A 26,747-nucleotide genomic window follows, 5' to 3' on the forward strand; every position below is an offset into this window, starting at 1 on the left:
ACGATCAGCCTAACGATACGGTTATAAAAATTATGAGGGGAGTTAGCCATGTATGATTCAGATTCAAACCAAGATTTAAAAAGTAGCTTGAAGCCACGCCATGTCCAGATGATGGCACTTGGTGGTGTCATTGGTATGGGGCTATTTGTCGGTAGCTCAGTAGTGATTCAATCTGCCGGCCCTGCAGCCATTCTTTCATTTCTCATCACAGGTACCTTAATCATTTTAGTGATGCGTATGCTGGGGGAGTTAGCCACTGCTTCACCGGTAACAGGTTCCTTTTATGCTTATGCTCGCTACGCTTTTCAAGATTCACCATTTTTATCTCGCCTCGCTGGATTTATGACAGGCTGGATGTATTGGTATTTTTGGGTGATCGTGATTGCCCTTGAGGCAATTGTTGGGGCTAAACTTCTCGCTTACTGGTTACCTGATATTCCCCAATGGATCGTGAGTCTGGTTCTGCTCGTTCTATTAACCGCAACCAATTTGTTCTCTGTCAAATCTTTTGGTGAATTTGAGTTTTGGTTTTCATCTATCAAGGTTGCAGCAATTGGGGTATTTATTTTCCTTTGTTCATTATATTTATTTGGTTTCTGGCCAAACCATCAAGCTTCAGGACTAGGTGAATTATTAAACCATGGTGGCTTTATGCCAAATGGTTGGGTTCCTGTGCTATCAGGTGCAGTTGCGGCTACTGGTTTTTATTTTGGTGCTGAAATCGTCACAATTGCTGCAGCAGAAACAAAAAATCCAGAGCAATCTGTTGCTAAGGCAACTCAATCTGTCATCACTCGTGTATTGCTCTTTTATGTTTGCTCAATCTTTTTAGTCGTATGCCTTGTGCCGTGGAGCAGCCCCGATATCGCAACACCTTATGTAAGTGCACTTAAAGTACTCAATATCCCTTTTGTTGCAGATATTATGAATGCTGTCATTTTAGTTGCGGTTCTGAGTTGTCTAAATTCAGGAGTTTATGCTGCAAGCCGTATGTTGTTTGCTTTAACCAAAAATGGTGATGCCCCTCGTGCCTTAACTAAATTGTCTAAAAATGGTGTCCCTGTTCGTGCCATCTTATTCAGCACACTATTTGGTTATATTTCCATTTTAGCTTCGTATTTTTCACCTGAGGGTATCTTTCCTTTCTTGGTCGAGTCCTATGGTACGGTAGCTTTATTTGTTTATATCATCATTGCCCTTTCTCAAATCCGTTTACGTCGTCACCTAGAACGTGTTGCCCCTGAACGAATTAAAGTTCGTATGTGGTGTTTCCCATACCTCAGTTATGTTGCCATTATTGGTATGGTTTGTATCTTTGCCGCAATGTCCCTCATTCCAAGTTTACAAAAAGCGTTCTGGTTCGGTATTGCTAGTGCTGCGATTTTATTCTGCATTTTTATGATTCGTGACTATGTGGAACTACTTAAATTACGTAATCAACATCCCAAGTTAGATACTCTCGTTCCTGCAAAGCATAACAAAATCTAACCTCCTCTCGTTTACACGACCTGTCTTTTAGATAGGTCGTAAATCTCTTTTCAGGAATAAGCACATGTTGTTGAAAGATAAACTCGCTGCTTTTGCAGTAGTGTTCATCTGGGGTATTAACTTTTATTTTATGAAAGTTGGTGTGAGTGAAATTAGCCCCATGATGTTGGGATGTTTACGCTATATTTTAGTTCTAATCCCCGCTCTACTTTTTATTCGTATTCCACAAGTCGGATGGAAATGGCTCTTGGCATATGGGTTTATTAGCAACTTTTCTCAATTTGCCTTTATGTTTAGTGCTATTGCCACAGGTATGCCTACTGGGCTAGTTGCTTTAGTTGTTCAATCACAAGCCTTTTTTACAGTGATGATTGCTGTATTTCTTCTTAAGGAGCAAGCATCTTGGAATCAATGGTTAGCAATCATTATCGCATCATTAGGACTATTACTGATTGCATTAGGTCAACAGCATAGTCATATCCCTTTATTAGGTTTGATACTCGTTTTGTGTTCAGCATTCTCTTGGGCATGTGGAAATATTGTTGTAAAACGAATGGGTTCCATTAATCCAATCGGGTTAGTCGTTTGGGGAAATATTCTTACACCTCTTTGGTTTTTATTATTCGCTATCCAAGATACAGGTTGGCAAGGCGTCATTGTAGACTGGCAAGCCTTAACATGGCGTGGTCTGGGAGCTGCTGCTTTCTTAGCTTATTTCGCAACCATTATTGGATATGGGTTATGGATTTATTTGCTTACACGTTATCCAGCAGCCAAGATTAGTCCACTTTCGTTATGGGTTCCTGTCATTAGTATGATTTTTGCTACTATTTTTTTAGATGAACATTTAAACAACTGGCAATGGTTTGGTTCTATTGTTGTGATGTTAGGTTTAATGGTTCATCTACTTGGACAAAAAATCAAAACGCATCTGATTGGAAAAAAGCCACTTCATCCCTAACACAATATATTGGTATAAAAACCAATCTCATTTCTGCAACAGCTAGATATCGTCATTATCTTAATTTTATAAGCTTACCCTAGTAGAGGCCTAAGAAAAACTTAGGCCTCTACTCTCCAAATAGCTCAAGAATGATCTGAAGCATTCGTCTTAAGATTTAAATTTTTAGGCTTTGTTTGATGCTTATCTACTACAAAGCTTTGATCACGTGGCATAAATGTCGTCGATATAATTGCAACTACAGCCATACTTCCAATATAAAGCATAATTAAATATGGATTACCCTGCCCGACGCTCAATAATTTAGTAGCAATCATTGGTGCTAAACCACCACCTAATACGCCAGCCAACTGCACCGAAATTGAAATTCCGCTATAACGAATTTCCGCGGGAAATTGACGTGCAAAAAGCTGAGCTTGGGGTGCATACATAATCGGAAACACAACACCAATCGCTAAAACAATTGCTGTCCAAACTAATACAGGATCTTTTGTGTTGAGCATGGTAAAAAATGGATAGCAGTAAAGCGCCAATATGCATAGACCAAACATAAACATATTGCGTTGGCCGACTTTATCCGACAAATGTCCACATAACGGTGTCATAAATAAAATGACGGCTGCGCCGCAAATGGTGGCAAATAAAATGTCTTGGCGTGGGATTCCAAGTTGTGCAGTGGTATAAGCCAATGTAAATGTTGAGGCAATATAAAACCATGCATTCTCAGCTGCGCGAGCCAAAATAATGGTGATGAGTTGCTTTGGATGGTTTTTAAAAACCTGTAAAGCAGGAACTTTGACTTCCTCAGACTGTTGTTTTACTTTTTCGAAATCTGGCGACTCAGGCACTTTTACACGTATATACCAACCCACTGCCAGTAAAATAATGCTGGCAAGAAATGGTAAACGCCAACCCCAGCTAAACAATGCTTCTTCAGGTAATAACGACACCAGACCCAACGCGATTGAGGCTAGCATTAAGCCACCACCTGTACTGGCTTGAGGCAAGCTTCCCCAGAATCCTTTACCGCCTTCTGGTGCATGTTCAACCGCCATGAGCACAGCACCGCCCCATTCACCGCCCATTGCCATACCTTGAATGAATCGCAAGACAACCAAACCAATCGCAGCCCAATATCCAATTGATTCATAAGTCGGTAATAAGCCAATCAGTACGGTTGGGATCCCCATGAGCATCAAGGTCAGTAGCAACATCGATTTACGGCCAATCTTGTCACCAAAATGACCAAAGACTAAGCCGCCTAACGGTCTCCCAATAAATCCAACGGCATAGGTTGCAAATGCAGCAAGCACGCCGGTAAGTGCATCCAGATTTGGGAAAAATAGCTTATTAAAAATGAGCGCTGCTGCCGCACCGTAAATAAAAAAGTCATACCACTCAATGGTGGTGCCGACCATGCTAGAGATGCCTGCTAATCGATGTGACGACTTTTTAGTATTTGAACCGTTTCCATGTATTGATTGCATCGTAATATCCTTTTTAGATTTTCTTGTTTTATCTTTTTTATGCTTATGACCAGCCCTGACCATAAGCATTTTCAGGTCTCGCTTTATCTCCTTAAACTTTTTATGTTTTCGTAATTCGGTTTAGCTCAATTTTTCTAAAATTGGCTCAAATCTCGAATTACGTTCTTGCCACTGTGGTTGTTTGTCTTTATCGACAATGAGTGCACGAACACCTTCAATAAAGTCGCCATGCTCAAACCAGATATCTTGTAAATCACGTTCAAGCTGCATGCACTGAGGTAAAGAGAGCCCTCGACCTAAATGTTGTAGTTTTAAACTGGTTTGTTTGGCAATAAATGAGCGCTGCTGCAAAATGCTGAGCATCTTACTTGTCCAAGTTTTTAAGCTTTCATCTTGCTCATTTTCAAGACTTTGCTCAATTTCATCTAAATGCTGATATCCAAAGTGTTTACGAATACCTTCAGCCAATTGTTTTAATTCGCTTTCGGCAGGGCGAGTAATAAATCGGGTAATGATGCGTTCAATTCCCTCTTTGCTTAAACTTGGCGCTTCAACGAGAGCATCTTGCAACGCTTGTAACTGCTCGCTTGGCACATGGTAGTCAATTAAATCGAGATAGAGTGCATCGCTACTGCTGATCTGCTCACCCGTAATTGCCATATAAACGCCAATATCATCAAGGCGAGACAGGAAGTGTGTTGCCCCAACATCTGGGAAAAAACCAATCGCTGTTTCAGGCATGGCAAATCTAGATTTTTCACTGCTCACCACAATGTGACAAGCCTGAGCCAAGCCAAAACCGCCACCTAATACATAGCCATCAAGCACAACAATGATTGGCTTTTCATATTCACGCAGTATATTTAGCATTTTATATTCGGCACTAAAGTAGCCTTTGTAATCGGCCGTGCCATTTTTATAACTGTCATAGAGATAGCGGATATCTCCACCTGCACAGAAGGCTTTTGGGCTATTTGACTTAATTAATACTGCCTGAACAGCAGCATCATTTCGCCACAGTTCTAATTGGGCACCAATACTTTTAATCATATCTAGCGACAATGCGTTGAGATGAGTCACTCGGTCTAAGGTAATTATGCCCAACTTACCTTGTTGCTCAATCATTAAGTGATTTTCTGTATTCATTTTATTGATCTCTTATTGATTTTTAAAATTTGCCTTTCGTTTTTCAACAAAAGCCTGCATTCCTTCTTTTTGGTCAAATGTTGCAAATATTGAATGGAACATGCGTCTTTCAAAACGTAAACCTTCGGTGAGATTCACCTCAAAAGCGCGGTTAATGGTTTCTTTAAGCATCATGTTTGCAGTTAAAGATCGTGCTGCAATTTTTTCAGCGGCTTGTACGGTTTGTTCAAGTAATTCTTCTTTAGTAAACACACGTGCAACTAAACCACTTTGTTCTGCTTCTACAGCGCCCATTTGACGAGCGGTAAGGCACATTTCCATTGCTTTGGCTTTACCAATCGCATGGGTTAAGCGTTGTGTGCCACCAATACCCGGAATCACACCTAAAGTGACTTCGGGTAAACCAAACTTGGCGTTATCAGCACAATAAATAAAATCACACATCAGAGCTAATTCGCAGCCACCACCCAATGCATAGCCACTCACCGCTGCAATTAGAGGTTTACGGCGCTGTGCAATACGGTCTGCAAGATGAAAAAAGTCATCTAAATAAATATCAGGAAATGCCAAATCAGCCATTTCTTTAATGTCAGCTCCTGCGGCAAAAGCTTTTTCTGAGCCTGCCAATACGATGCAGCCAATTTCGCGGTCTTTTTCGAGCTGATCTAATGCCTGATTAATTTCACTAATTAATTCACTGTTTAAGGCATTGAGCGCTTGAGGGCGATTTAATGTAATCAGTCCAACCCCATTACGCTTTTCTAATAAAATACTTTGCCACTGCATTACTTATTCCTTGTTCTGATTTTATAGACTACGTGCAATCACTAAACGTTGGATATCACTCGTGCCTTCGTAAATTTGACAAATACGCGCATCACGATAGATGCGCTCAATTGGGAAGTCTCTGAGATAACCATAGCCACCAAACACTTGTAGTGCGCTCGAACACATGCGCTCCGTCATTTCTGAAGCAAATAACTTGGCCATTGAGGCTTCATTGAGACATGGTTGCCCCGCTTCTTTTAAACGCGCAGCGTAGTGAACCAGTTGTCTCGCTGCTTCGATTTCTGTTGCCATGCTAGCAAGGCGAAACGCGATAGTTTGATGCTCGAAAATTGGTTTTCCAAAAGTAATACGCTCTTTGGCATAACGAGTTGCTTCTTCGAGTGCCGCACGTGCTAGACCAACTGCTTGTGCAGCAATACCAATACGCCCACCTTCTAAATTGGCCAGAGCGATTTTTAAGCCTTCGCCTTCTTTGCCCAGCATGAGGCTTTTGTGAATGCGTACATCTGTTAAAGCAATCTGACACGTATCTGAAGCATGCAGACCGAGTTTTTCTTCAACACGAATCACTTCATAACCTGAAGTTTCGCGTGGAACTAAAAAGGCACTAATGCCCTTTTTACCTGCGCTCGGATCAGTCACAGCAAACACAATAATGACACCAGCATTATCACCAGAGGTAATAAACTGCTTAGCACCATTTAAAATGTAATCGTCACCATCTTTCACCGCTCGGGTTTTAATGGCTCCCGCATCTGAGCCAGTATGTGGTTCAGTTAAGGCAAAAGCGCCGATCATTTCACCTTGAGCCAAAGGCCTTAAAAAACGCTCTTTTTGCTCGTCGGTACCAAATTTTAAAATAGGTACACAGCCAACCGAGTTATGTACACTCATGATGGTTGAGGTTGCGCCATCTGCTGCCGCAACTTCTTCAAGCGCCAGTACATAGGCTAAGTTACCCGTGTCTGAACCACCCCATTGCTCTGAAACAAGCATACCCATAAAACCGAGTTGCCCCATTTGAGTCAGAGTTTCTTTTGGGAAAGTTCCATCTCGGTCCCAATCACTGGCATGAGGCTTGATTTGTTCTTGGGCGAAACTTTTCGCCATATCACGAATAAGTAATTGTTCTTCGGTAAATTGCATTATTATTTCCTTTACCCTGCTTTAGCTTGTTGTTTAGCAATTTCTTGATTACGCAATAAAAAGCGCTGAATTTTACCACTTGGAGTTTTAGGTAATTCACTCACAAATTCAACTAAACGTGGGTAAGCATGTGCAGAAAGTCGTTTTTTTACAAATTGACTGAGTTGTTCAGCAAGTGTATCGGAAGGTTGAGCATCCGCAGCTAAAATTACGAAGGCCTTAACCACTTCGGTACGGTCCGGATCAGGCACGCCAATCACTGCTGCTTCAATCACAGCGTCGTGTTCGAGTAGTGCGCTTTCTACATCGAAAGGCCCAATACGATAACCCGATGTAGTGATTACATCATCACTACGACCAACAAAGCTCATGCTGCCATCGGCATGAAGCTCGGCAGTGTCGCCAGTTAAATAGTAATGACCAACGAAAGGCGATTTTCGGCTTTCTTTATAGCCACCGAACCACATCATTGGAGACTGACTAATGTCGACTGCTAATATTCCCGGTGTATCTGGCGGAAGTTCTTCCCCTTGTTCATTGACAATCGCAACGCGATAGCCCGGACTTGGAAAACCTGCTGAACCAGCATGAATTTCATGTTTTAAACCATGATGATTACACACCACCATACCGACTTCGGTTTGTCCGTAGTGATCATAAATCGGAGCATCAAGGACTTGTTTAAACCAGCGAATTACTTCTGGATTCAGTGGCTCGCCTGCACTGCTCACTACACGGAACTGCCCTTTTAAGGGCGCCATTTGTGCTGGATCAGCCGCCATCATCATGCGGTAAGCCGTTGGTGCACCTGCCAAGTTGTTAATCTTATAATCTTTCACAATTTGACATAGGCTATCTATGCTGAAACCACCTTCATAAAACAAAGTAGCGTGGCCCAAGAATAACGGCCCAGTAATCGCGTAGTACAGACCATACGCCCAACCCGGATCGGCAATATTCCAAAATGAGTCTTCTTCGGTTAAACCAATGGCATCTTGCATATATCGACCAAAGGCAATTAGTGCTTTTAATGGCACTTCCAATGGTTTAGCTGGCCCTGTAGTGCCTGAAGTAAACATCAATAAAAATGGATCTTGGATGCTACGCATAACCAGATCACACTGCTCGGACTGCTGCTTCACTTCATTCCAAAAATTAAAATCACCTGCTTTAAGCGGAGTACCTTGTGTGTCGGCCACCGTCACAATTGCAGGGCAATTTTCAATTTCATCAAGCTTGCTACGGTTGCCCATATCGGTCACCACCAGCTTACTTTGTGCAAGCTGAATACGGTGCTCAATCGCTTTTGGGCCAAATGCAGTAAATAGTGGTTGATAAACTGCACCAATTCGCCAAGCTGCAAAAATAGTCACGATCAATTCAGGTGTTCTTGGTAATAGACCGGAAATACGGTCGCCTGCTTTCACACCTTGTGATTTTAAAAAGTTGGCAAACTGACTTGACCATTCTTTTAGTTCACGGAAGGTGTATTGCTCTTTTCGGCCGTCTTTTCCTTGCCAATACAGCGCAATTTTGTCGCCATCTGCGTGTCGATCACAGCATTCATAACAAGCATTTAAAGCATCAACTGAACCTGATAACATTTTTTTTGCAGTACTTTCCAAATCGAAAGCCTGTGCAGCATTTTGATAATCCATCATATCTTTTCCCTCAGTCCGGATTTGTTGTTATTCACGACAGGGTTTAATGTGTTTAAAGCCATCCTTTGGCTTTACCGTTATGCCTCTTGTGGCAGGTATTGCTGAATAATGCTCGAAAAGTCGAGATTGGCATTACCACGCATGCACATTTGCTGATACAGCTGTTGCACCATGCCACCTAATACAACTGGTTGTTTGACTTGGCCCGCGGCCTCTACTGCAAGACCCAAATCTTTTAGCATCAGCTGAGTTGCAAAGCCGTCCTGGTAACCTCGAGATGCTGGCGCATTTTCATTAATATGCGGCCATGGGTTACACACATCCGAACTCCAGCAACGACCGCTTGAGGTGTTAATGACGCCTGCTAATGCTTGTGGGTCGATGCCCAGCTTTACACCGAGTGCCATACCTTCAGCAACAGCAGCCATTGAAATACCTAAAATCAGGTTATTACAGATTTTGGCAATTTGACCTGCACCGACATCACCACAATGAACAATATTTTTGCCCATGTGACTGAGCACAGGTTTCACTTCGTTAAAGGTTTGCTCATCGGCACCCACCATGAACGTTAGAGTTCCGGCTTGAGCACCAATGGTTCCACCTGAAACTGGTGCATCACAGATTTTAATATTTTTACCATGCGCAACAGCAGCAATGTCTTTAATGGTTTGTGGGTCAATGGTACTACTATCAATGCATAAGCTACCTGCTTTTAGCACTTCCAATACACCATTTTCACCCAAGTAAACTTCTTTAACATGCTTGGCCGCAGGCAACATGCTAATGACCACATCAGCTTGTTTCGCTGCAGCCTGTGGGCTATCGCAGACCACACCACCTGCTTCGGCGAAGTGCTGAATAGCAACTTCACTGAGGTCATAACCATAAACTTTGATTCCGGCTTTCAGTAGGTTATGGGCCATTTTGCCGCCCATATTGCCTAGACCGATAAAGGCGATATTCATCCGTGATCCCCTTAACGTAAACTAATAGTTGTATTTACACCGCCAACTTCATGGCTATCTTCAAACCAGCGACTGGTAATGGTTTTGGTTTGGGTATAGAACTGCACAGCCTGTTTGCCGTATGGTCCCAAATCACCCAGTTTTGAACCTCTTGAACCTGTAAAGCTAAAGAAAGGCACTGGCACAGGAATTGGAATATTGATACCGACTTGGCCAATATCAATGAGGTTTTGGAAAGTACGTGCAATCGCACCGCTTTGTGTAAATAGACCTACACCGTTACCAAATGGATTGGCGTTGATAAGCGCAATCGCTTCATCAAGTGTGTCGACACAAATAATTGAAAGAACTGGACCAAAGATTTCTTCTTTATAAATACGCATGTCGGTATTTACGCCACTAAAAATCGTTGCACCTACAAAGTTGCCCACTTCATAGCCTTGTACTTGAACATCGCGACCATCGAGTAGTAACTCTGCACCTTGCTCAACACCGCTATTAATTAAGTCGAGTACTCGCGCTTTAGCACGTTTTGAAATGACAGGGCCAATATCAGTATTTGGCTCATGGCCTGCGTTTACTTTTAAGGTTTTCGCTTTTTCAACTAACTCTTGAATCCATTGTTTGCTGTCACCGACCATGACTGCAACCGACAATGCCATACAACGTTGCCCTGCTGCACCAAACGCTGCGCCGACTAGAGCATTTAAGGTTTGTTCTTTATTGGCATCAGGCATGACCACAACATGGTTTTTTGCACCCATCATCGACTGCACACGTTTACCATGTTGCCCTGCAAGGTTATAAACATGTGTTCCAACTGCTGTTGAACCTACAAATGAAATCGCTTTAATGTCTTTATGGGTACACAAACGGTCAACCACTTCTTTGCCACCATGCACAACGTTGAGCACACCTGCTGGAACGCCAGCTTGAATCGCAAGCTCAACCAGCATCATGGTTGATAATGGATCTTGTTCTGATGGTTTTAAAACAAATGTATTGCCGCACACGATTGCCATTGGGAACATCCAAAGTGGAATCATGGCTGGGAAATTAAACGGCGTAATACCCGCACATACACCCAAAGGTTGCTGCAAGGTATAAGTGTCTACACCACGCGCTACACCTTCAACATATTCACCCATTTGCAAAGTGCCGACCGAACAGGCATGTTCAACCACTTCTAAACCACGTTGAATATCACCTTCAGCATCTGCCAAGGTTTTGCCTTGTTCAGCCGTTAGTACTTGTGCAATTTCCTTCATGTTGGCACGGATTAAGTCTTGTAACTTAAGCATGATACGCATACGTGCCTGAATTGGAGTCTGACGCCAAGAAGCAAAAGCATCTTGTGCAGCTTGAATAGCAGCGTCAACTTCTTTAACCGTTGCAAATGGTACACGACCAATCACTTCCTGAGTCGCAGGGTTAATAATGTCTTGCCATTCCTGTGTTTCAGATTCGATAAAATTTCCGTTAATGAGTAATTTAGCGGTTTCCAATTCGATTTTTTGGATTGTGTTCATAACCTCTCCGTAGGCCATATTTTTATTGTGTTCAATTATTAGAAAATACCTTTTGATCGTATTTTCTTTATTCCAGTTTCAATTGAGACTAGCAAAGAAAACTTTGACCACCAACGGAAATTCATGCACGATTGTTGTGCAAATATGCACAAGGATGACAACAAAAATGAAAGTGGATTGGGATCATCTACATTTTTTTCTGGTTTTAGCTCGGACTAAAACTTTGACCAATGCTGCGCGGGTTATTGGTGTCGAGCACAGTACGGTGGCTAGACGGATTCAGGCCCTAGAACTTGCTTTGGGTACAACGCTGTTTAAGCGTGAAGCGACGGGTTATGAGCTGACACTCGAAGGGATGGCTCTTGTTCCTCGAGTTGAGCAAATGGAACAAGCTTTCTTACAAATTGAAAAACCACATCAACCTTTGCAAGGTCGTGTGCGAATTGGCACACCTGAAGGTTTTGGTACTGCTTTTTTAGCTCGCTTACTGGCTGAGTTCTCGATTCAATACCCACTACTCACCATCGACTTAATTCCAGTGCCAAAAATGATTAAGCTTTCACACCGTGAGGCAGATATTGTGGTATCAATTGATCGTCCTACGTCTGGCCCTTACATCATTACGCGATTATCAGATTATTGTTTAAAAATTTATGGTAGCAAAAACTATCTGACTCAAAACCCGCCTATCCGTGCCTTAGAAGATTTAACCCAACATCGCTTTGTGAACTATATTGATGATCTGGTGTATAGCCCTGAATTGTATTGTCTAGAACGTTTACCTTTAAAGCTGAATGCTAACTTCCGTAGCAGCAGTATTTTGGCCCAACAAATTGCGGTGAGTGCTGGCGCAGGACTTGCGATTTTGCCCAAGTTTTTGGCAGATGATAAACCGGAACTTGAAGAAGTGTTAGAGCAACAAGTTCGCTTTACCCACACGTTTTGGATGCTGACCTTTGTTGATTTACAACATGAACCGCGCATTAAACTCGTCTGGGATTATCTACGCAAACAAGCTGACAAATATCAGCATTTGTTGGTTGATTAAAGAACCTAAATAAAAAAGCCAATCATGATCGATTGGCTTTTTTGAAATTATGAATAATTAATCAAAAGTTTCTTGGCCTAGTTTTTTCATGCGTGGTTTATAAAACACATGATAGCTAACGCCTAAAACAACTAGCCACAATGGACTAACATATACCGCTTTTAATGTATCTGGCTCTAGTGCCAAAATCACTAAAGTGAACAAGAAGAATGCAATGACAACATACGCCATCAACACCCCGCCTGGCATTTTAAAGGTCGATTTAGCATGTAACTCTGGACTTAACTTACGGTAACGTAAATAGCATGCCATGATCAGAAGCCATACACTAATAAAGAGAATCACACAGAGTGAACTTGCCAAAGTAAATGCTTCCATGGTGTTTGGAACAAAGTACTGAAGCACTGCCCCACCCATAATGAAAATACATGAGAAGATTAAACCATTTGAAGGTACGGCACGTTTTGATAAACGCCCCAAAGCACTTGGCGCCTGACCATCTTTCGATAAACCGAACAGCATACGACTGGTTGAAAACACACCGCTGTTCATTGAAGACATCACCGAAGACAGTACAACCAAGTTCATAATAATTGCAGAAATAGGAATACCTGCATTTAAGAACAACTCAACAAATGGACTTTTATCTGCACGAATGTGATCCCAAGGTGTTACTGACATCACCACAAAGAGTGCCAACACATAGAATAGAATAATACGTACAGGAATCGCGTTAATTGCCTTCGGTAAATTTTTCTCTGGATCTTTCGTTTCAGCAGCAGTTGTACCAATCAATTCAACGCCAATAAAGGCAAAAACGGCAATCTGGAAACCTGCCAAAAATCCGCTTACGCCTTTTGGAAATATGCCGCCATGCGACCACACATTACTTACACTCACAACCTCACCATGCGGAGCTTGAAAATGAGTGAGGAGCATGTAACCACCGACTCCAATCAGGCCAATAATGGCCAAAATCTTAATGAGTGCGAACCAGAATTCAACTTCACCAAATAGCTTAACGGTAAGCAAGTTAAGCCCTAAAATGAATAGTACACAGCCTGAACTAATCATGGCTTGTTGCATGGGTGAGAAACTGGCGCCTTCGGGCAGCCAGAAACTTAAATAGTTAATGACCGCAGACAAATCAGCAATACCGACCAATACCCAGCCTAACCAATAGGTCCAGCCGATATAGTAGCCAGCCCATGGTCCGATCAAATCATAAGCCATATCGACAAATGATTTGTAATGTAAGTTGGCAAGCAGTAGTTCACCCAATGCACGCATCAGAAAAAAGAACATACCACCAATTATCATGTAGATAACGAGGATTGAAGGACCTGCGAGGGAGATGGTTTTGCCCGAGCCCATAAATAAGCCGGTTCCAATTGCACCGCCAATTGCAATCATTTGTAGATGGCGATTATTTAATTTCCGTTGTAAATGATCAGGGGAGCTTGCCTCATCAGAATGATGAACCATTGTCATATTAGAAGTCCTTTTTATATTTTGCTTAACTTAAATCAGCAACCTATAGGGAGAAAAACGAACCGTATATCGTGGGTTGCTGAGTCTATACCTCAGGACAAGATGTTCAAGTATATTTTTTCCTTAATTGATAAATCGTTTGTCCTGATTTTTTTAAGTCACATTATTTATGTACTGCCTTCACGGCAATTTTAATTAATCAATCTGGGTTTCCAGATTAGCCGAAGTGTAGCATGTGATCCTGCTATATGTACTTTTCCAATACCCTCCAAACTGCTCTATTGATCCAAAAATAAACAATATTATTCCGATAAAAAATCTAATAAAAATAAAAAAAGCCAATCATGATTGATTGGCTTTTTAATAAAACTTAATGATCGTTGACGAGTTCACGTCCTAGTTTTTTCATACGTGGTTTATAGAGCACATGATAGGTAACACCTAAAATGACCAGCCATACTGGACTGACGTATAAAGCTTTCAATGTATCTGGCTCTAATGCCAAAATAACTAAAGTGAAAAGCATGAATGCCAAAACAACATAACTCATCCAAACGCCACCTGGCATTTTGAATGTTGATTTTTCATGTAATTCAGGACGTAATTTACGGTAGCGTAAATAGCACACCATGATGAGACTCCAGACACTAATGAATAGAATCACACAAAGTGAACTTGCCAAAGTAAATGCTTCCATCGTGTTTGGAACAAAGTACTGAAGCACCGCTCCGCCCATGATAAAGGTACAAGAGAAAATCAAACCATTTGAAGGAACTGCGCGTTTTGATAAACGACCAAATGCACCAGGTGCCTGACCGTCTTTTGATAAACCAAACAACATACGGCTAGTTGAAAACACGCCGCTGTTCATTGAAGACATCACCGAAGAAAGTACAACTAAGTTCATGATGATGGCTGAAACCGGAATACCCGCATTTAAGAACAACTCAACAAACGGACTTTTGTCTGCACGAATGTGATCCCACGGTGTTACCGACATCACAATAAACAGTGCCAATACATAGAACAAAATAATACGTACCGGAATCGCATTAATCGCTTTCGGTAAGTTCTTCTGCGGGTCTTTGGTTTCAGCAGCTGTTGTACCTACGAGTTCCACCCCGACAAAAGCAAATACAGCAATCTGGAATCCTGCCAAGAAGCCTTCTGTACCTTTCGGGAATAAACCGCCATGCGACCAAACATTACTAATGCTTGCAACAGCGCCTTGAGGAGCTTGGAAATGGCTGAAAATCATATAGCCACCCACTCCGATCAGGCCAATAATCGCCAGAATCTTAATAAGGGCAAACCAAAATTCAATTTCACCAAATAGGCGTACAGTCAGTAGGTTAAGACCCATGACAAACAGCACACAACCTGCACTAATCATGGCTTGTTGCGTTGGTGAAAAGCTCGTGCCATCGGGCAGCCAGAAGCTCAAATAGTTAATGACCGCTGAAAGGTCCGCAATACCGACTAGTACCCAGCCTAACCAATAGGTCCAACCCAAATAGTAACCAGCCCAAGGACCAATTAAGTCATGAGCCATATCAACAAAAGATTTGTAATGCAGATTTGCAAGGAGCAACTCGCCCATTGCACGCATTAAGAAAAAGAACATTCCTCCAATAATCATATAGATTAAAAGGATTGAAGGACCTGCGAGGGAGATAGTTTTGCCCGAACCCATAAATAAGCCGGTTCCAATTGCACCGCCAATAGCAATCAGTTGTAAATGACGGTTAGACAGTTTTCGTTGCAGATGATCAGGAGAATTTTCCGTATCTGAATGACGAGCCGTTGTCATATTAAAATTCCTTTTTGAATTCCTTTGTTAAGATCAGCAACCTATGGCGAAAATCGAACCGTATGCCATAGGTCACTGAATCTGTTCACCAAAAATGACTGGTTAAACCGTATCTATCTTCCTTCTGTTAGATACATCATCATTTTTGGAGTAAAAACGAATTACTTGTGTGCTGCCGTCACGGCAATTTCAATTAACCAATCTGGATTGACCAAATCGGCCTGAATTGTGGCACGCGATGGAGCAACACACCCTTTTAACCAGTCAACCCAAATTGCATTTACGGTTGAAAAGTCAGAAAGATTTTTCAAATAGAGCTGTGCAGAGAGCAAGCGAGATTTGTCGGTATTGGCTAATGCCAAAAGTTCATCAATCGTTGCAAGAATTTCACGAGTTTGGCCTGCCACATCTTGCTCGGTATTTTTAGGTACCTGACCTGACAGATAAACTACTTTGTTAAAAACAGTCACGGCGCTCATGACTTCGTTAGTGTTAATCTTTTGTATATCTGAATTAGACATTCGGATTTCCTTATACCTGATTAATAAATTGAACACGGGCGGTGACAGCACACATCAGTTCATAGCCCACCGTACCGGATGAAATTGCGACATCATCAATAGGTAAAACGACGCCTTTACTTGATTGGCCCCAGAGCACCACTTCGCTACCAACTTTGGCATTTTCAATGCCCGTTAAATCGACTGCCAGCATATCCATGCTGACGCGGCCAATTGTGCGAGTGCGGACTGAGTCCACTAAAACAGGCGTACCTGTTGGTGAAATACGTTGATAACCATCAGCATAGCCGCAAGCAACAATCCCAATCGTCATGGGCTGCTCTGTGACAAAGTTTGAACCATACCCTACACTTTCATTCGGCTCTAAATGCTGAACGGAAATAATTTCACTGCGTAAGCTCATGGTCGGTTGTAAGCCCCAGTCTGCAATACTATGCGTCGGGTAGTCTGGCGAGCTGCCATAGAGCATGATGCCGCTACGGGCATAATCTGATTTGAGCTGGTCTTGATAACGCAGAATTGCCGCACTATTACTTACCGATCTTTCACCCGGTAAATCCTTAACAATTTCTTCAAAAGCATTGATTTGATAATCAATGCCCTGCTGGCCGAAACGCTCGCCATCTGCATCTGAAAAATGCATCATGTGCGTAATCTTGGAGACATTTGCCAAGTTATTTAAACGTTCCCAAGCCTGAACATAGTGTTGTGGCTTAAAACCAAGACGATTCATACCATTGTTCATTTTTAAGCAAACATCAAATTGAGCAGGATAAGGATGGTTTTCAACCCACTCAATTTGCGCTTCACTATGAATGGTGAAACTGAGTTGATATTGCACACAATCAAATAAATCTTGAGGAGAGAAAATTCCTTCGAGCAATAAAATTGGACCTGTCCAACCTAAAGCACGAATGCGTTTTGCTTCATCAAGATCAAGTAAGGCAAAGCCATCTGCTGCTTTAAACGCTTCATAAACACGTTCAATTCCGTGTCCATAAGCATTGGCTTTTACAACGGCAAAGACCTTAGTGTTTGGCATAGCCTTGCGTACCACCGCCAAGTTATTTTGTAAGGCTTGACGGTGGATGACTGCGGTAATAGGACGAGGCATGATTACTTTCCTAACGTCCGTTATGCAGCATGCGCGTGTGAATAACGCTGAATTGAAAGGCCATCGGTACTGATATCAGTCTTGTGATTCAATACGATGTCACTGATTAATTTTCCTGAACCACACGCCATCGTCCAGCCTAGAGTACCGTGACCTGTATTCAAGAACAGATTTTTAAAGCGAGTTGCGCCAATAATCGGTGTACTGTCTGGTGTCATTGGACGTAAACCAGTCCAAAAAGACGCCTGTGCCATATCGCCGCCCGGGAACAAGTCCTGAGTCACCATTTGTAATGTTGCACGGCGGTCTTCATTCAGACCTAAGTTAAAGCCACTTAACTCTGCCATTCCACCTACACGAATACGTTGGTCAAAACGAGTAATCGCAATTTTGTAGGTTTCATCAAGCACTGTAGATTGCGGAGCAAAAGCTGGGTCAACAATTGGAATCGTCAACGAGTAACCTTTCACAGGATATACAGGCAACTGTAGATCGAGTGGTTTCAAGAAATCACGTGAATAACTACCAAACGCTAGAACATAACGATCTGCGGTTAAGACCTTACCATTGACCTGAACGCCCTTAATTTCATCGCCTTCAACAATCAATTTTTCTACGTTCTGGTTAAACTGGAAGTTAACACCTAACTCTTTGGCAATTTGAGCTAAAGCATTGGTAAATAAATAACAGTCACCTGTTTCATCATTTGGTAAATGTAAACCACCAACCAGTTTATCTTGCGCATTTGCCAACGCTGGTTCTACACGACCAAGTTCGTTGCCATTTAATAATTCGTAGCTTACGCCGCATTCTTGTAGCACGCTAATGTCACGTTGAACCGCTTCCATTTGTGCTTCTTTACGGAATAACTGCAACGTGCCTTTTGCACGGTTTTCGTAATTAATGCCTGTATCTTTTCTGAGTTCACGTAAACAGTCACGGCTGTATTCAGCCACGCGCATCATACGTTCTTTGTTCACAGCATAACTTTGCGGATTACAGTTTTTGAGCATTTGAGCCATCCACTGTAACTGCCACATGCTGCCATCTAAATTAATCGCAAGCGGTGCATGATGTTGAAACATCCATTTCACAGCTTTAAAAGGAATTCCTGGTGCTGCCCAAGGAGTCGAATACCCAGGCGAAATTTGACCTGCATTACCAAAACTTGTTTCTTCGGCAGGACCTGACTGGCGATCGAGAACAGTAACCTCAGCTCCTTGTTGAGCTAGATAATAGGCACTTGCCACTCCAATAACGCCGCTACCTAAAACAATTACGCGCATTTCCATTCCCTCACGCACACCAGTTTATTTAACTAGTATATTTCTGCTTCAATAGTTTATTTCACTGTTTTTTAGACTATAATCTAGGTAAATTTATGTTTTTCTCGCGAGAATTTAAAAAAAAGAGGAAATATCTATGCGCCCCTTAGATCGTATAGATCGCATGATTCTGGACATTTTGCAGCGTGAAGGACGAATTGCGATTAGTGAATTGGCATCGAGAGTTAACCTGTCGACCACCCCCTGTTCGGAGCGTGTAAAGCGTCTTGAACGCGATGGCATTATCATGGGTTATTACGCTCGACTAAACCCAGCCTTTGTGGATCGTAACTTGCTTGTCTTTTTAGAAATTAAGTTATCTGCCAAATCTGGCGATGTGTTTGATCAGGTGGCTAGAGATTTAGTTGAGATTCCTGAAGTGCTTGAATGTCACCTTATTTCAGGCGAATTTGACTACCTCGTAAAAGCGCGTTTAAAAGAAATGAGTGCATATCGCCGCTTATTAGGAGATCTGCTAAAGAAACTCCCTGCTTCGGCATCGTCACACAGTTATGTGGTTATGGAAGAAGTCAAAGAAACTCTATATCTAGATGTAAGCAAGTAAAGCGAAGCTCCATTGAACTCGCTTTACTCAAGTTTTGAAAATTAGAAATATTTTAAAATCGAAATATGTTTATTTTGATGTTTGAACTTCGAGAACCACTTAACTGCTGGATAGAGCGCAAAAGACAACACAATCGTGATTAACCACAGCATCCACACATGATTGACCGACAAATACTTTCCGTAGTTAGCTCCCCACATATTTAGTGCAAACACATACATCAGTTTCAGCACATATAAGTGCAGTAAATAAAAGAACATAGGCACCGAGCCAAACACCACCAATGGTTTTAAAAATGAATATTGCTGCATACGCTCAAAAGCAACCAACACAATCAAACCGATCCCAACATTCAGTAAAATAAACAGTAAAGATGGTGGATACTTGGTGAGGTTAAAAAAGCTCATGAGACTCAGTTGTAATGACTCAAAATGCTGCCACGGCTGGTCACCATAGACATTAATCAAACGCAATAAAACAAATAACCCGATACTTGCCAAACCAAGGCCGAGTAAGGCGCGGCTTCTTTGCTTTTCTGAATATTTTGAACTAAACAATTGGCCTAAAACGTAGCCTAATAAAATCACCCCAATCCAAGGTAAAACTGGATAGCTTGTGCGAAACTTAATACCCGCAAATTCAATCCAGCCACGTTCATGTAAAACGAACCATATATTCTGTAGGATGCCTTGTGAGAAATGTACTGAATCTAATAAATTGTGCCCAAAAACAATAACCAAACCTGCGCCCGCAAGAACAGGCAAAGGCAAACTTACACAGCACGCTAGCACCACCATGCTAATACCAATCGCCCAGATCACTTGTAAATAAATGACTTCGGGTGGAAAAGTCGCTGTCCATGCAAAATTCACCAGCGTGAGCTCTAGTGCAATCAAAAATAAGCCCCGCTTTAATAAAAAAGCACGTGTTTGCTGTAAATCTTGTTTTTTTGATTGAAATAAAAATGCAGAAATACCCGTTAAAAGTACAAAAACTGGAGCGCAAATATGGGCCAATAATCGACTGCCAAATAATGCCGGTTCTGTTACTGTTACGTCGATTGGATCGGTAACCTGTTTATGTAAATAGAAAGTTTCTCTTACATGGTCGAGCAACATAATAATGATGACCAGACCGCGTAAAGCATCAATCGACTGTAAACGTTCAATATTTTTTTCTATAGACATAGCAGTAATCAACAAAATAATGTAACGTTATACTATTACATTTAATTCCTTTTGTCTTTTTATGGCTGATTATTTATGCGACACAAATTAGGATTGTTGTCTTCGTTAGGTCTATCATTTATATCGACCCTCACTTGGGGAGAGGAAACATCAACGGTACTTGAGACCATACGCATTCAGGCCGAAAGCACCCGAGAAGATGTGAGCCAAAATAGCTCGGCAACTAAATTTACTCACGATGTTTTAGATGTCCCTTTTAACCGTGCTTATCTTTCTAAACAAATAATGGAACAACAAGACGTTCAACGAATTGATGACGCATTAAGCTTGGTGAGTGGTGTTTTTCATCAAAATAGTTTCGGTGGTGGTTTTTGGGATAATTACTCTTTCCGCGGTTTTAGTACCGATCCCAATTTAGGTGCCTCAATGATCCGCAACGGTTTGAGTGTCAACCGAGGGATTAGTGCTCCAAAAGATGTAGTAAATATTGAATCTTTAGAGTTTTTAAAAGGTCCAATGGCGGCGCTATATGGCCGCGGCGAAACAGGAGGCTTACTTAACCTCAATAGTAAAAAACCACAATGGGAAAGTGAAAGTGAAGTTAACCTACGCGCCAATACCCAAGAACAATACCGAATTAGTCTGGAACATACCGCGCCTATAAATGATGAACTGGCCTATCGTGTAGCAGTGGCTCATGAAGATAATCAAAGCTTCCGTGATCATGTCAGCAGTGAACGCTGGTTCTTTTCACCACAGCTTACATGGAAAATTTCAGACCAAACGCAACTCGACTTTGACAGTGAATTTACTGAGCATAAAGGAACCTTTGACCGTGGGGTCAGCACAGTCCATCACCAATTTGTGATGGACCCGAAAACATTTACAGGTGAACCTGACGACGGCGATTTAAAAATAAAAGATTACTTTTACCAATTACGTCTGAGTCACGAGTTTAATCCTGACTGGAAACTAAATAGTGCGGTCAGCTATAAAGATGCCAAAATGGTCGGCTTTGCAACCGAACCTCGGCGTATGCAAGCCGATGGACGTACTTTAGAACGTCAACGTCGCTATCGTGACTATACAAGTGAAGATGTCCTAGCTCAGACAGAGTTACTTGGCAAGCTTGATACCTCTTGGGCTCGCCATGAAATTTTACTTTCAACCGAGCTTGGTCAACTTGACTATAAGCAAAACCAGCTTCGTCGTAATCACAGTGCTGGTATGCCAAACACAATTGATATTTACCAACCTGAATACGGCAAATATTTACCGAATCTAGCTCCGTTTACCGACACTAAAGAGCGCCAACGTTACTTTGCGCTTAATGTACAAGACCAGATCTTTTTCAATGATCAATGGAGTGTGCTATTTGGCAACCGTTTTGATCAGGTCGAACAAGACTTTAAAAACCATATAAAACAAACCGAAAACAATCAGACACTTCATCAAAATAGTCCACGTTTCGGAGTAAATTTTAAAGCCTCTGACCAATGGGCGTTTTATAGCAACTATGGTCGCTCATTTGCCATGAATAGTGGTATGAATCGAAATGGTCAGACTTTTGCCCCTGAAAAAGGCGAAAGTTATGAAATCGGCACCAAATATAAAATAAACGACCAAAGTGTGCTGAGTCTCGCTTTGTTTAAAATGAAAAAACAGAATGTACTGACAACCGATCCAATCGACAGTAATTTTCAAACCGCAGCAGGTGAAGTGAGTAGTAAAGGAGTTGAGTTTGACTTAAATAGCCAGATCACTGATCGCTGGTTCGTCAATGCCAACTATAGCTATACCGATGCTCAAATTGAAAAAGACCAAGACTTGGAAAAAGGCGCTCGTCTAAGCAATGTTCCAAAACACCAAGGCGCTGTAAGTACCAATTATGAATTTCTACAAGAAGGTGCAAGAAAAGCAGGCGTAGGTGCCAATCTCACTTATGTGGGTGAGCGTAGCGGACATAACCTAGACAATGGTTTTAATTTACCAAGCTATACGCTGGTCAATTTAAATGGCTACTATGCCCCATCTGACCGCTTACGCTATCAGCTGAAGGTAAACAACCTGTTTGATAAAACCTACTATGTCTCAAGCTATAGCGATTTATGGGTTCAACCAGGTGAACCACTAAATGCTTCAATCTCGGCACAATGGAAGTTTTAATTCATACATAAATCAAAAGCCCGAATTATTTCGGGCTTTTGATTAGAACATACCATTTTCATTGACGAGCGGGGCGGGCTGTACTTGGCCAATATCCCAAAACTCAGCAATTTTACCCTTTTCAAAACGGCAAATATGAACCACGGCCAAGGTGGTTAACCCATTCATTTGCATTTCAAGTTTTGAATGCACAGCAACCAAATCGCCCTCTTCAATGACATGTTGAACATCAAAGACTTTGTTGGGAGTTTCAATTGCACTTTCACGCATCCCTTCCTTCAAAGAAGTCGCATCACCCGCATAATAAGGGTTGTGATGCTTGAAGTTCGGCGCAGTGTAATTGCTGTAAGCTTCATCAACTTCACCAGCTGCGGCAAGTTCTAAAAACCGTACTGCAATTTGTTTTTGAGATAAATTCATGATTATCTCCTACTCTTTATTTTAGACCTTACTGCAACAGGTCATCTTCTTCGTCTTCCTCAAAGACATAGGCCATACAGCCCCATCCATCATATTCGCCCTGAAATTTCTCAGCGATGCTGGCAAACCATTGTTCCAAGTCAACAATGTCTGAATACTCAGGTTCCATGTTAACGAAGATGGTAATCACCCACTCATTTGGCTCAACAGAGTCATCTTGAAAAAGTGAAACTTTTTGTTCTTGGTAAAGCAAATAGAGTGCACATTGCTCTGCATTTTTCTGATCTTGAAAAGCAATTGAAAATTCAATTTCATGCAGCTCGGTTAAATCATCCCCATCTTCAGCCATTTGCCAAAGTACGTTGCCGTTATCGTCATCTGGAAATTGTTCGTAGTCACGAGTCATAAAATGATCCTTGTTGTTGTCGCAGTATTAATATTATTCAACATCAAGAATACCCGACTTTTATTGCAATTTGGGTATATATTCCGTTCCCAATTGCATCAAATTAATTTTTTAAGTGTATAAAATTTAGAAAGGCACTTGCGACTCAATCACCACATCCGTTCCATTTAGTGGATGCTGAAAAGCCAAATATGCGGCATGTAAGGCCATGCGGTTTAAGTGAAAACGTTTAGGCTCAGGGTGATACAACTTGTCCCCCATAATCGGATGTCCTATATGCATCATGTGCACACGTAACTGATGCGAGCGTCCTGTTACTGGTTCAAGTAATACTCGACTTTGATTGTTCTTTTCATCATATATGAGTGGTTGAAACAAGGTTTTAGCATGTTTGCCTAATTCAAAATGTACAATTTGTCTTGGGCGATTTTCCCAGTCGGTAATGAGTGGAACCTCAACACTGCCCTCTTCTGCGACTTGGCCTTGCACCAAAGCAATATAATGTTTTTTGACTGTTCTGGCCTGAAACATTTTACTTACCGCAACTTCTGCATCACGGTGTTTAGCAAACATAAGTAAGCCTGATGTCGCCATATCTAAACGATGCGTAACCTTAGCTAAAGGGAATTTTTCCAGCACCCGTAAATAAGCACTGTCATGATGCTCAGGTAACCGTCCCATTACCGACAACAAACCCGCAGGTTTATCAACCACAATTAAATCGTCATCTTCAAATAGAATTGAAAGTGGATCTTGTGGTGGAGCGTAAACAAAGTTGTCGTTTAAAGGCATGGTCGTAGAAACAGCAATGGAGCATGGCGGCAGATCATAAAGAAATTTCAGACCTACCGCAAAATAATCTATAACGCTTTACTCATGTTCCACGTGAAACTCAGAAAATCTTTATCGTTTTTTATTCATTTCTGCTAAAAGATCAAGTTGAATTTCTTGAATGTGTGCAAGCCTTTCCCATTGATGCGATAAAAGATGGTCCATTTTTTCATGCAAATGACGAATCTCAAGCTCAGCTTTTAAATTAATTTGATAATCATGTTGAGAACGTAAACGGTCTTTTGCTTCTTGGCGATTTTGGCTCATCATAATAATAGGTGCTTGAATTGCAGCTAAACATGACAATACTAAATTCAGCAAAATAAAGGGATAAGGGTCGACGGGACGGACTACCATTACGACCGTGTTTAGAATAATCCAACCTGTCAAAAATAGAGCAAAGCAAATGAGAAAAGCCCAGCTACCACCAAATGTTGCGATTTTATCTGCCAGTTTTTCCCCAAACGTCCATTTTTGATCAAAGTCGGATTCGGTATTTCGGCTAATTAGCTCATGGCGTTGCATACTGCCAATCACTTCATTTTCTAAATTAGAGAGTTCACCCTTTTCGGAACGTAAAATTGATTGAACGTACTTAATTCGATAATCTGCCAGATCGGCTCGACAAATAAAACTTGAGTAATTCCAATCTGGATAGTCTTTTAAAATTTCATCACTAATCACTTTACGAATGACTTCACCAGACACTAGATCTTTTAAAGGAAAATTTTTCCCACAAACGGCGCACTGCCGACACTGATTTTTATTCTCCATATTATTCAGCTCTTTATTATGATATTAAGATTATTATATAAACAATTTTGGCTGATCACATCGTAAATAAAAATAGTAATCTAACCTAAAATCTGTAAAGTCGCTGGTACGATTTTTCGATGGGCAGGAATTACAGGTAGCATATACAATCGCCCAAGCCAATTTTTAATATGCACTATTGTAGTTACGGTAAGCACTTGGGTATCTTCATTTTTATAAATAGATAAAGTCACATTTAAGTGCTTGTCATCGTCTCCAATCACTAATTCATTTTCGGTACGCTGCAAAAAAGTAAAAATTCAAATTCGGTCGCCTGCCACATACTCATTTTCTTTTTTATGAGTATCAATCTGCTTAAAACTTCCTAAATCTTTAAGCCCAATCTTTGAAGTAATTTTATTACGCATATTCATGCTCCACTCTATCCACTGCGGAGTGTGCTGAAATAGCTTAATAAGTTGCTGAAATACATTTAGGTCGGGCTGACCAAGCACAATACTCCACGAATCGTGGAAGTAAGCATTATTCAGTTGAGATGAGATTTGACTGTCGGTAGGTAAAGCAGAAAGATAAGGCTTATTCATAAATTATATTCTTGTAAAGTATCGTTTTTATTATAGAGAATTTTTTAGGGTGTCAAGGGAAAACATCTATGGTTTACTTCAACAATCATAACTTTGTAAGTTATAACCTTGTGCCTATAAACTTTTGATCTATAGCGTCCTAAGCCGAATCGAGACCTTTTGGGTGAGTACACACTAACGTTATACGTTTTGGTGCATGCTACTCTTTTCGATCCCTATCACACCCTTGAGATATAGTTTAGCCAGCACCCTGCGGGATTGTTTTTCTAAGAAAAGCTAATTTTTACTATTTTTGGGAATTTTTACGCCATTAGACAAATTTAAAAGAATTTATTCCCATTTAACCATAATTAGTTATATTTAAATTCCACTTTATTTGTGTTTTTCGGTTTATTTTACCAAGAGAAATTTTTAAGCCAAATTGGAAGTTCGTTCAACCGCGCATGTTTAGCCAAATAACTCATGTAAAGCTGACTCCCTAATCCCCACTTTTAAGCATTTTTATTCTTTGGGTACTATTCTTAGAGATAACTTTTGTGCTTGAATACATTATAAAAACATATTATAAATTATTTCTAACCAAATGATTGGTTTTTTGGAACTTTATAATGAACAACAATATTATAATTTTTGGTTATGGAACGGGTATTTCCCAAGCCGTAGCACATAAATTTGGTAAAGAAGGCTATAAAATCGGTTTAGTAGCACGAAACGCTCAAAAACTTGAAAAGGCTATTCTAGAGCTTAAAACTCAAGGTATTGAAGCTTACGCTTTTACATGTGATTTAGCGGTTCTTGAAGATATACCAAATCTTATTAATCGTATTAAAGACCGATTAGGAGAGATTAAAAATATTCATTGGAATGCTTTCCATGATATTGAAGGAAATATCTTAGAAACCCCTCCACTAGAGCTCACCAAAAGCTTTCATATTCGTGTTTCGAGCTATATTGCGACGGTTCAAACTTGCTTAGGTGATTTAGAGAAGAACCACGGTAGTATTTTATCAACAAATGGAATTTTTGCTTTCGATGCAGTGGGTATCGACTTGGTGGCTAAAGAGTACTCATCATTAGCAATTACTGCCGCTGCTCAATACAAAACCACCAATTTACTTGCTCATAGTCTCGCTGACTCAAATGTTTATGTGAGCCAAGTGATCGTGAATGGTTTCGTTGATGGAACATCTGGAGCACAAGATAAGACCTACACGGTACATCCAGAAACCATTGCAGAGCAGTTCTGGTACTTACACCAACATAAACAAGAAACTGTCTCCTTTTGTGGTGAAGCAATTCAAGCTGCTTAAAATTATTTCTTATGACAGAA

General features: G+C 41.1%; 23 protein-coding genes and 1 pseudogene. 6 read left to right on the forward strand and 18 right to left on the reverse strand.

Features of this window, described 5'->3' with window-relative positions; all coding sequences use genetic code 11:
* The first annotated feature begins 48 nt into the window (after positions 1–48).
* Positions 49–1,488 carry an amino acid permease gene (locus tag RFW85_RS07915; protein WP_005071933.1) on the forward strand — a complete coding sequence of 480 codons (1,440 nt, stop codon included), beginning with the start codon at positions 49–51 and terminating at the stop codon, positions 1,486–1,488.
* Between the two features lie 64 nt (positions 1,489–1,552).
* Complete coding sequence (locus RFW85_RS07920; RefSeq protein WP_069035875.1) at positions 1,553–2,449, forward strand: EamA family transporter; 897 nt, start codon at positions 1,553–1,555, stop codon at positions 2,447–2,449.
* A 125-nt stretch (positions 2,450–2,574) separates the two neighbouring features.
* Here RFW85_RS07920 and RFW85_RS07925 read toward each other — a convergent pair whose 3' ends face one another.
* The 7 genes from RFW85_RS07925 to RFW85_RS07955 all read right to left on the reverse strand — a co-directional run bounded on the left by RFW85_RS07925 (position 2,575) and on the right by RFW85_RS07955 (position 11,175).
* Complete coding sequence (locus tag RFW85_RS07925) at positions 2,575–3,936, reverse strand: MFS transporter (RefSeq protein WP_069035895.1); 1,362 nt, start codon at positions 3,934–3,936, stop codon at positions 2,575–2,577.
* A 120-nt stretch (positions 3,937–4,056) separates the two neighbouring features.
* Complete coding sequence (locus RFW85_RS07930; protein WP_069035876.1) at positions 4,057–5,082, reverse strand: enoyl-CoA hydratase/isomerase family protein; 1,026 nt, start codon at positions 5,080–5,082, stop codon at positions 4,057–4,059.
* Between the two features lie 12 nt (positions 5,083–5,094).
* On the reverse strand, positions 5,095–5,868 hold the full coding sequence (locus RFW85_RS07935; RefSeq protein ID WP_032025523.1) for an enoyl-CoA hydratase: 774 nt from the start codon (positions 5,866–5,868) through the stop codon (positions 5,095–5,097).
* A gap of 21 nt (positions 5,869–5,889) precedes the next feature.
* Positions 5,890–7,017, reverse strand: coding sequence for an acyl-CoA dehydrogenase family protein (locus RFW85_RS07940; protein WP_069035877.1), 1,128 nt, complete (start codon positions 7,015–7,017; stop codon positions 5,890–5,892).
* Positions 7,018–7,028: 11 nt separating this feature from the next.
* On the reverse strand, positions 7,029–8,678 hold the full coding sequence (locus RFW85_RS07945) for an AMP-binding protein (protein ID WP_069035878.1): 1,650 nt from the start codon (positions 8,676–8,678) through the stop codon (positions 7,029–7,031).
* Between the two features lie 77 nt (positions 8,679–8,755).
* Complete coding sequence (gene mmsB / locus RFW85_RS07950) at positions 8,756–9,646, reverse strand: 3-hydroxyisobutyrate dehydrogenase (RefSeq protein WP_161283063.1); 891 nt, start codon at positions 9,644–9,646, stop codon at positions 8,756–8,758.
* 11 nt (positions 9,647–9,657) lie between these two features.
* Positions 9,658–11,175 (reverse strand): CoA-acylating methylmalonate-semialdehyde dehydrogenase, encoded by a 1,518-nt coding sequence (locus tag RFW85_RS07955; protein ID WP_309171378.1) that lies wholly within the window; start codon positions 11,173–11,175, stop codon positions 9,658–9,660.
* A gap of 166 nt (positions 11,176–11,341) precedes the next feature.
* On the opposite strand from RFW85_RS07955, the gene RFW85_RS07960 reads away from it, so the two are divergent.
* A complete protein-coding gene (locus tag RFW85_RS07960) occupies positions 11,342–12,223 on the forward strand; it encodes a LysR family transcriptional regulator (protein ID WP_213689022.1) in 882 nt (293 codons plus the stop codon).
* Positions 12,224–12,280: 57 nt separating this feature from the next.
* Here RFW85_RS07960 and RFW85_RS07965 read toward each other — a convergent pair whose 3' ends face one another.
* The 5 genes from RFW85_RS07965 to RFW85_RS07985 all read right to left on the reverse strand — a co-directional run bounded on the left by RFW85_RS07965 (position 12,281) and on the right by RFW85_RS07985 (position 18,445).
* Entirely contained in the window at positions 12,281–13,714 is a 1,434-nt protein-coding gene (locus RFW85_RS07965) for an amino acid permease (RefSeq protein WP_009387486.1), read from the reverse strand.
* A gap of 370 nt (positions 13,715–14,084) precedes the next feature.
* On the reverse strand, positions 14,085–15,524 hold the full coding sequence (locus RFW85_RS07970; RefSeq protein ID WP_309171379.1) for an amino acid permease: 1,440 nt from the start codon (positions 15,522–15,524) through the stop codon (positions 14,085–14,087).
* Positions 15,525–15,685: 161 nt separating this feature from the next.
* Entirely contained in the window at positions 15,686–16,045 is a 360-nt protein-coding gene (locus tag RFW85_RS07975; protein WP_309171380.1) for a RidA family protein, read from the reverse strand.
* Positions 16,046–16,055: 10 nt separating this feature from the next.
* Positions 16,056–17,159 (reverse strand): alanine racemase, encoded by a 1,104-nt coding sequence (alr, locus tag RFW85_RS07980; protein ID WP_309171381.1) that lies wholly within the window; start codon positions 17,157–17,159, stop codon positions 16,056–16,058.
* A gap of 20 nt (positions 17,160–17,179) precedes the next feature.
* Positions 17,180–18,445: a D-amino acid dehydrogenase gene (locus RFW85_RS07985; RefSeq protein WP_002118025.1), complete on the reverse strand. Its 1,266-nt coding sequence runs from the start codon at positions 18,443–18,445 to the stop codon at positions 17,180–17,182.
* A gap of 136 nt (positions 18,446–18,581) precedes the next feature.
* Between RFW85_RS07985 and RFW85_RS07990 the strand changes: the two genes are divergently transcribed.
* On the forward strand, positions 18,582–19,049 hold the full coding sequence (locus RFW85_RS07990; protein ID WP_005804788.1) for an Lrp/AsnC ligand binding domain-containing protein: 468 nt from the start codon (positions 18,582–18,584) through the stop codon (positions 19,047–19,049).
* A 41-nt stretch (positions 19,050–19,090) separates the two neighbouring features.
* Here RFW85_RS07990 and RFW85_RS07995 read toward each other — a convergent pair whose 3' ends face one another.
* On the reverse strand, positions 19,091–20,236 hold the full coding sequence (locus RFW85_RS07995) for a DUF1624 domain-containing protein (RefSeq protein ID WP_161283059.1): 1,146 nt from the start codon (positions 20,234–20,236) through the stop codon (positions 19,091–19,093).
* Between the two features lie 75 nt (positions 20,237–20,311).
* On the opposite strand from RFW85_RS07995, the gene RFW85_RS08000 reads away from it, so the two are divergent.
* Positions 20,312–22,402: a TonB-dependent siderophore receptor gene (locus RFW85_RS08000; RefSeq protein ID WP_309171382.1), complete on the forward strand. Its 2,091-nt coding sequence runs from the start codon at positions 20,312–20,314 to the stop codon at positions 22,400–22,402.
* Between the two features lie 42 nt (positions 22,403–22,444).
* On the opposite strand, the gene RFW85_RS08005 is transcribed toward RFW85_RS08000, so the two are convergent.
* The 5 genes and pseudogenes from RFW85_RS08005 to RFW85_RS08025 all read right to left on the reverse strand — a co-directional run bounded on the left by RFW85_RS08005 (position 22,445) and on the right by RFW85_RS08025 (position 25,417).
* Complete coding sequence (locus tag RFW85_RS08005; RefSeq protein WP_161283058.1) at positions 22,445–22,822, reverse strand: nuclear transport factor 2 family protein; 378 nt, start codon at positions 22,820–22,822, stop codon at positions 22,445–22,447.
* Between the two features lie 28 nt (positions 22,823–22,850).
* Positions 22,851–23,228 carry a ribonuclease E inhibitor RraB gene (locus RFW85_RS08010; protein ID WP_017399750.1) on the reverse strand — a complete coding sequence of 126 codons (378 nt, stop codon included), beginning with the start codon at positions 23,226–23,228 and terminating at the stop codon, positions 22,851–22,853.
* 126 nt (positions 23,229–23,354) lie between these two features.
* Entirely contained in the window at positions 23,355–24,020 is a 666-nt protein-coding gene (locus tag RFW85_RS08015) for an RluA family pseudouridine synthase (protein ID WP_161283057.1), read from the reverse strand.
* Between the two features lie 111 nt (positions 24,021–24,131).
* On the reverse strand, positions 24,132–24,833 hold the full coding sequence (locus tag RFW85_RS08020; protein ID WP_161283056.1) for a DUF1003 domain-containing protein: 702 nt from the start codon (positions 24,831–24,833) through the stop codon (positions 24,132–24,134).
* Between the two features lie 80 nt (positions 24,834–24,913).
* A pseudogene (locus RFW85_RS08025) lies at positions 24,914–25,417 on the reverse strand (DUF2867 domain-containing protein).
* Positions 25,418–26,025: 608 nt separating this feature from the next.
* Between RFW85_RS08025 and RFW85_RS08030 the strand changes: the two are divergent.
* The gene (locus RFW85_RS08030; RefSeq protein WP_151302861.1) at positions 26,026–26,727 is read left to right on the forward strand and encodes an SDR family oxidoreductase; all 702 of its coding nucleotides are present in this window, start codon (positions 26,026–26,028) and stop codon (positions 26,725–26,727) included.
* Positions 26,728–26,747 lie beyond the last annotated feature (20 nt).

This window comes from Acinetobacter sp. 12966 (assembly GCF_031196995.1).
GTDB classification, from domain to species: Bacteria; Pseudomonadota; Gammaproteobacteria; order Pseudomonadales; family Moraxellaceae; genus Acinetobacter; species Acinetobacter geminorum.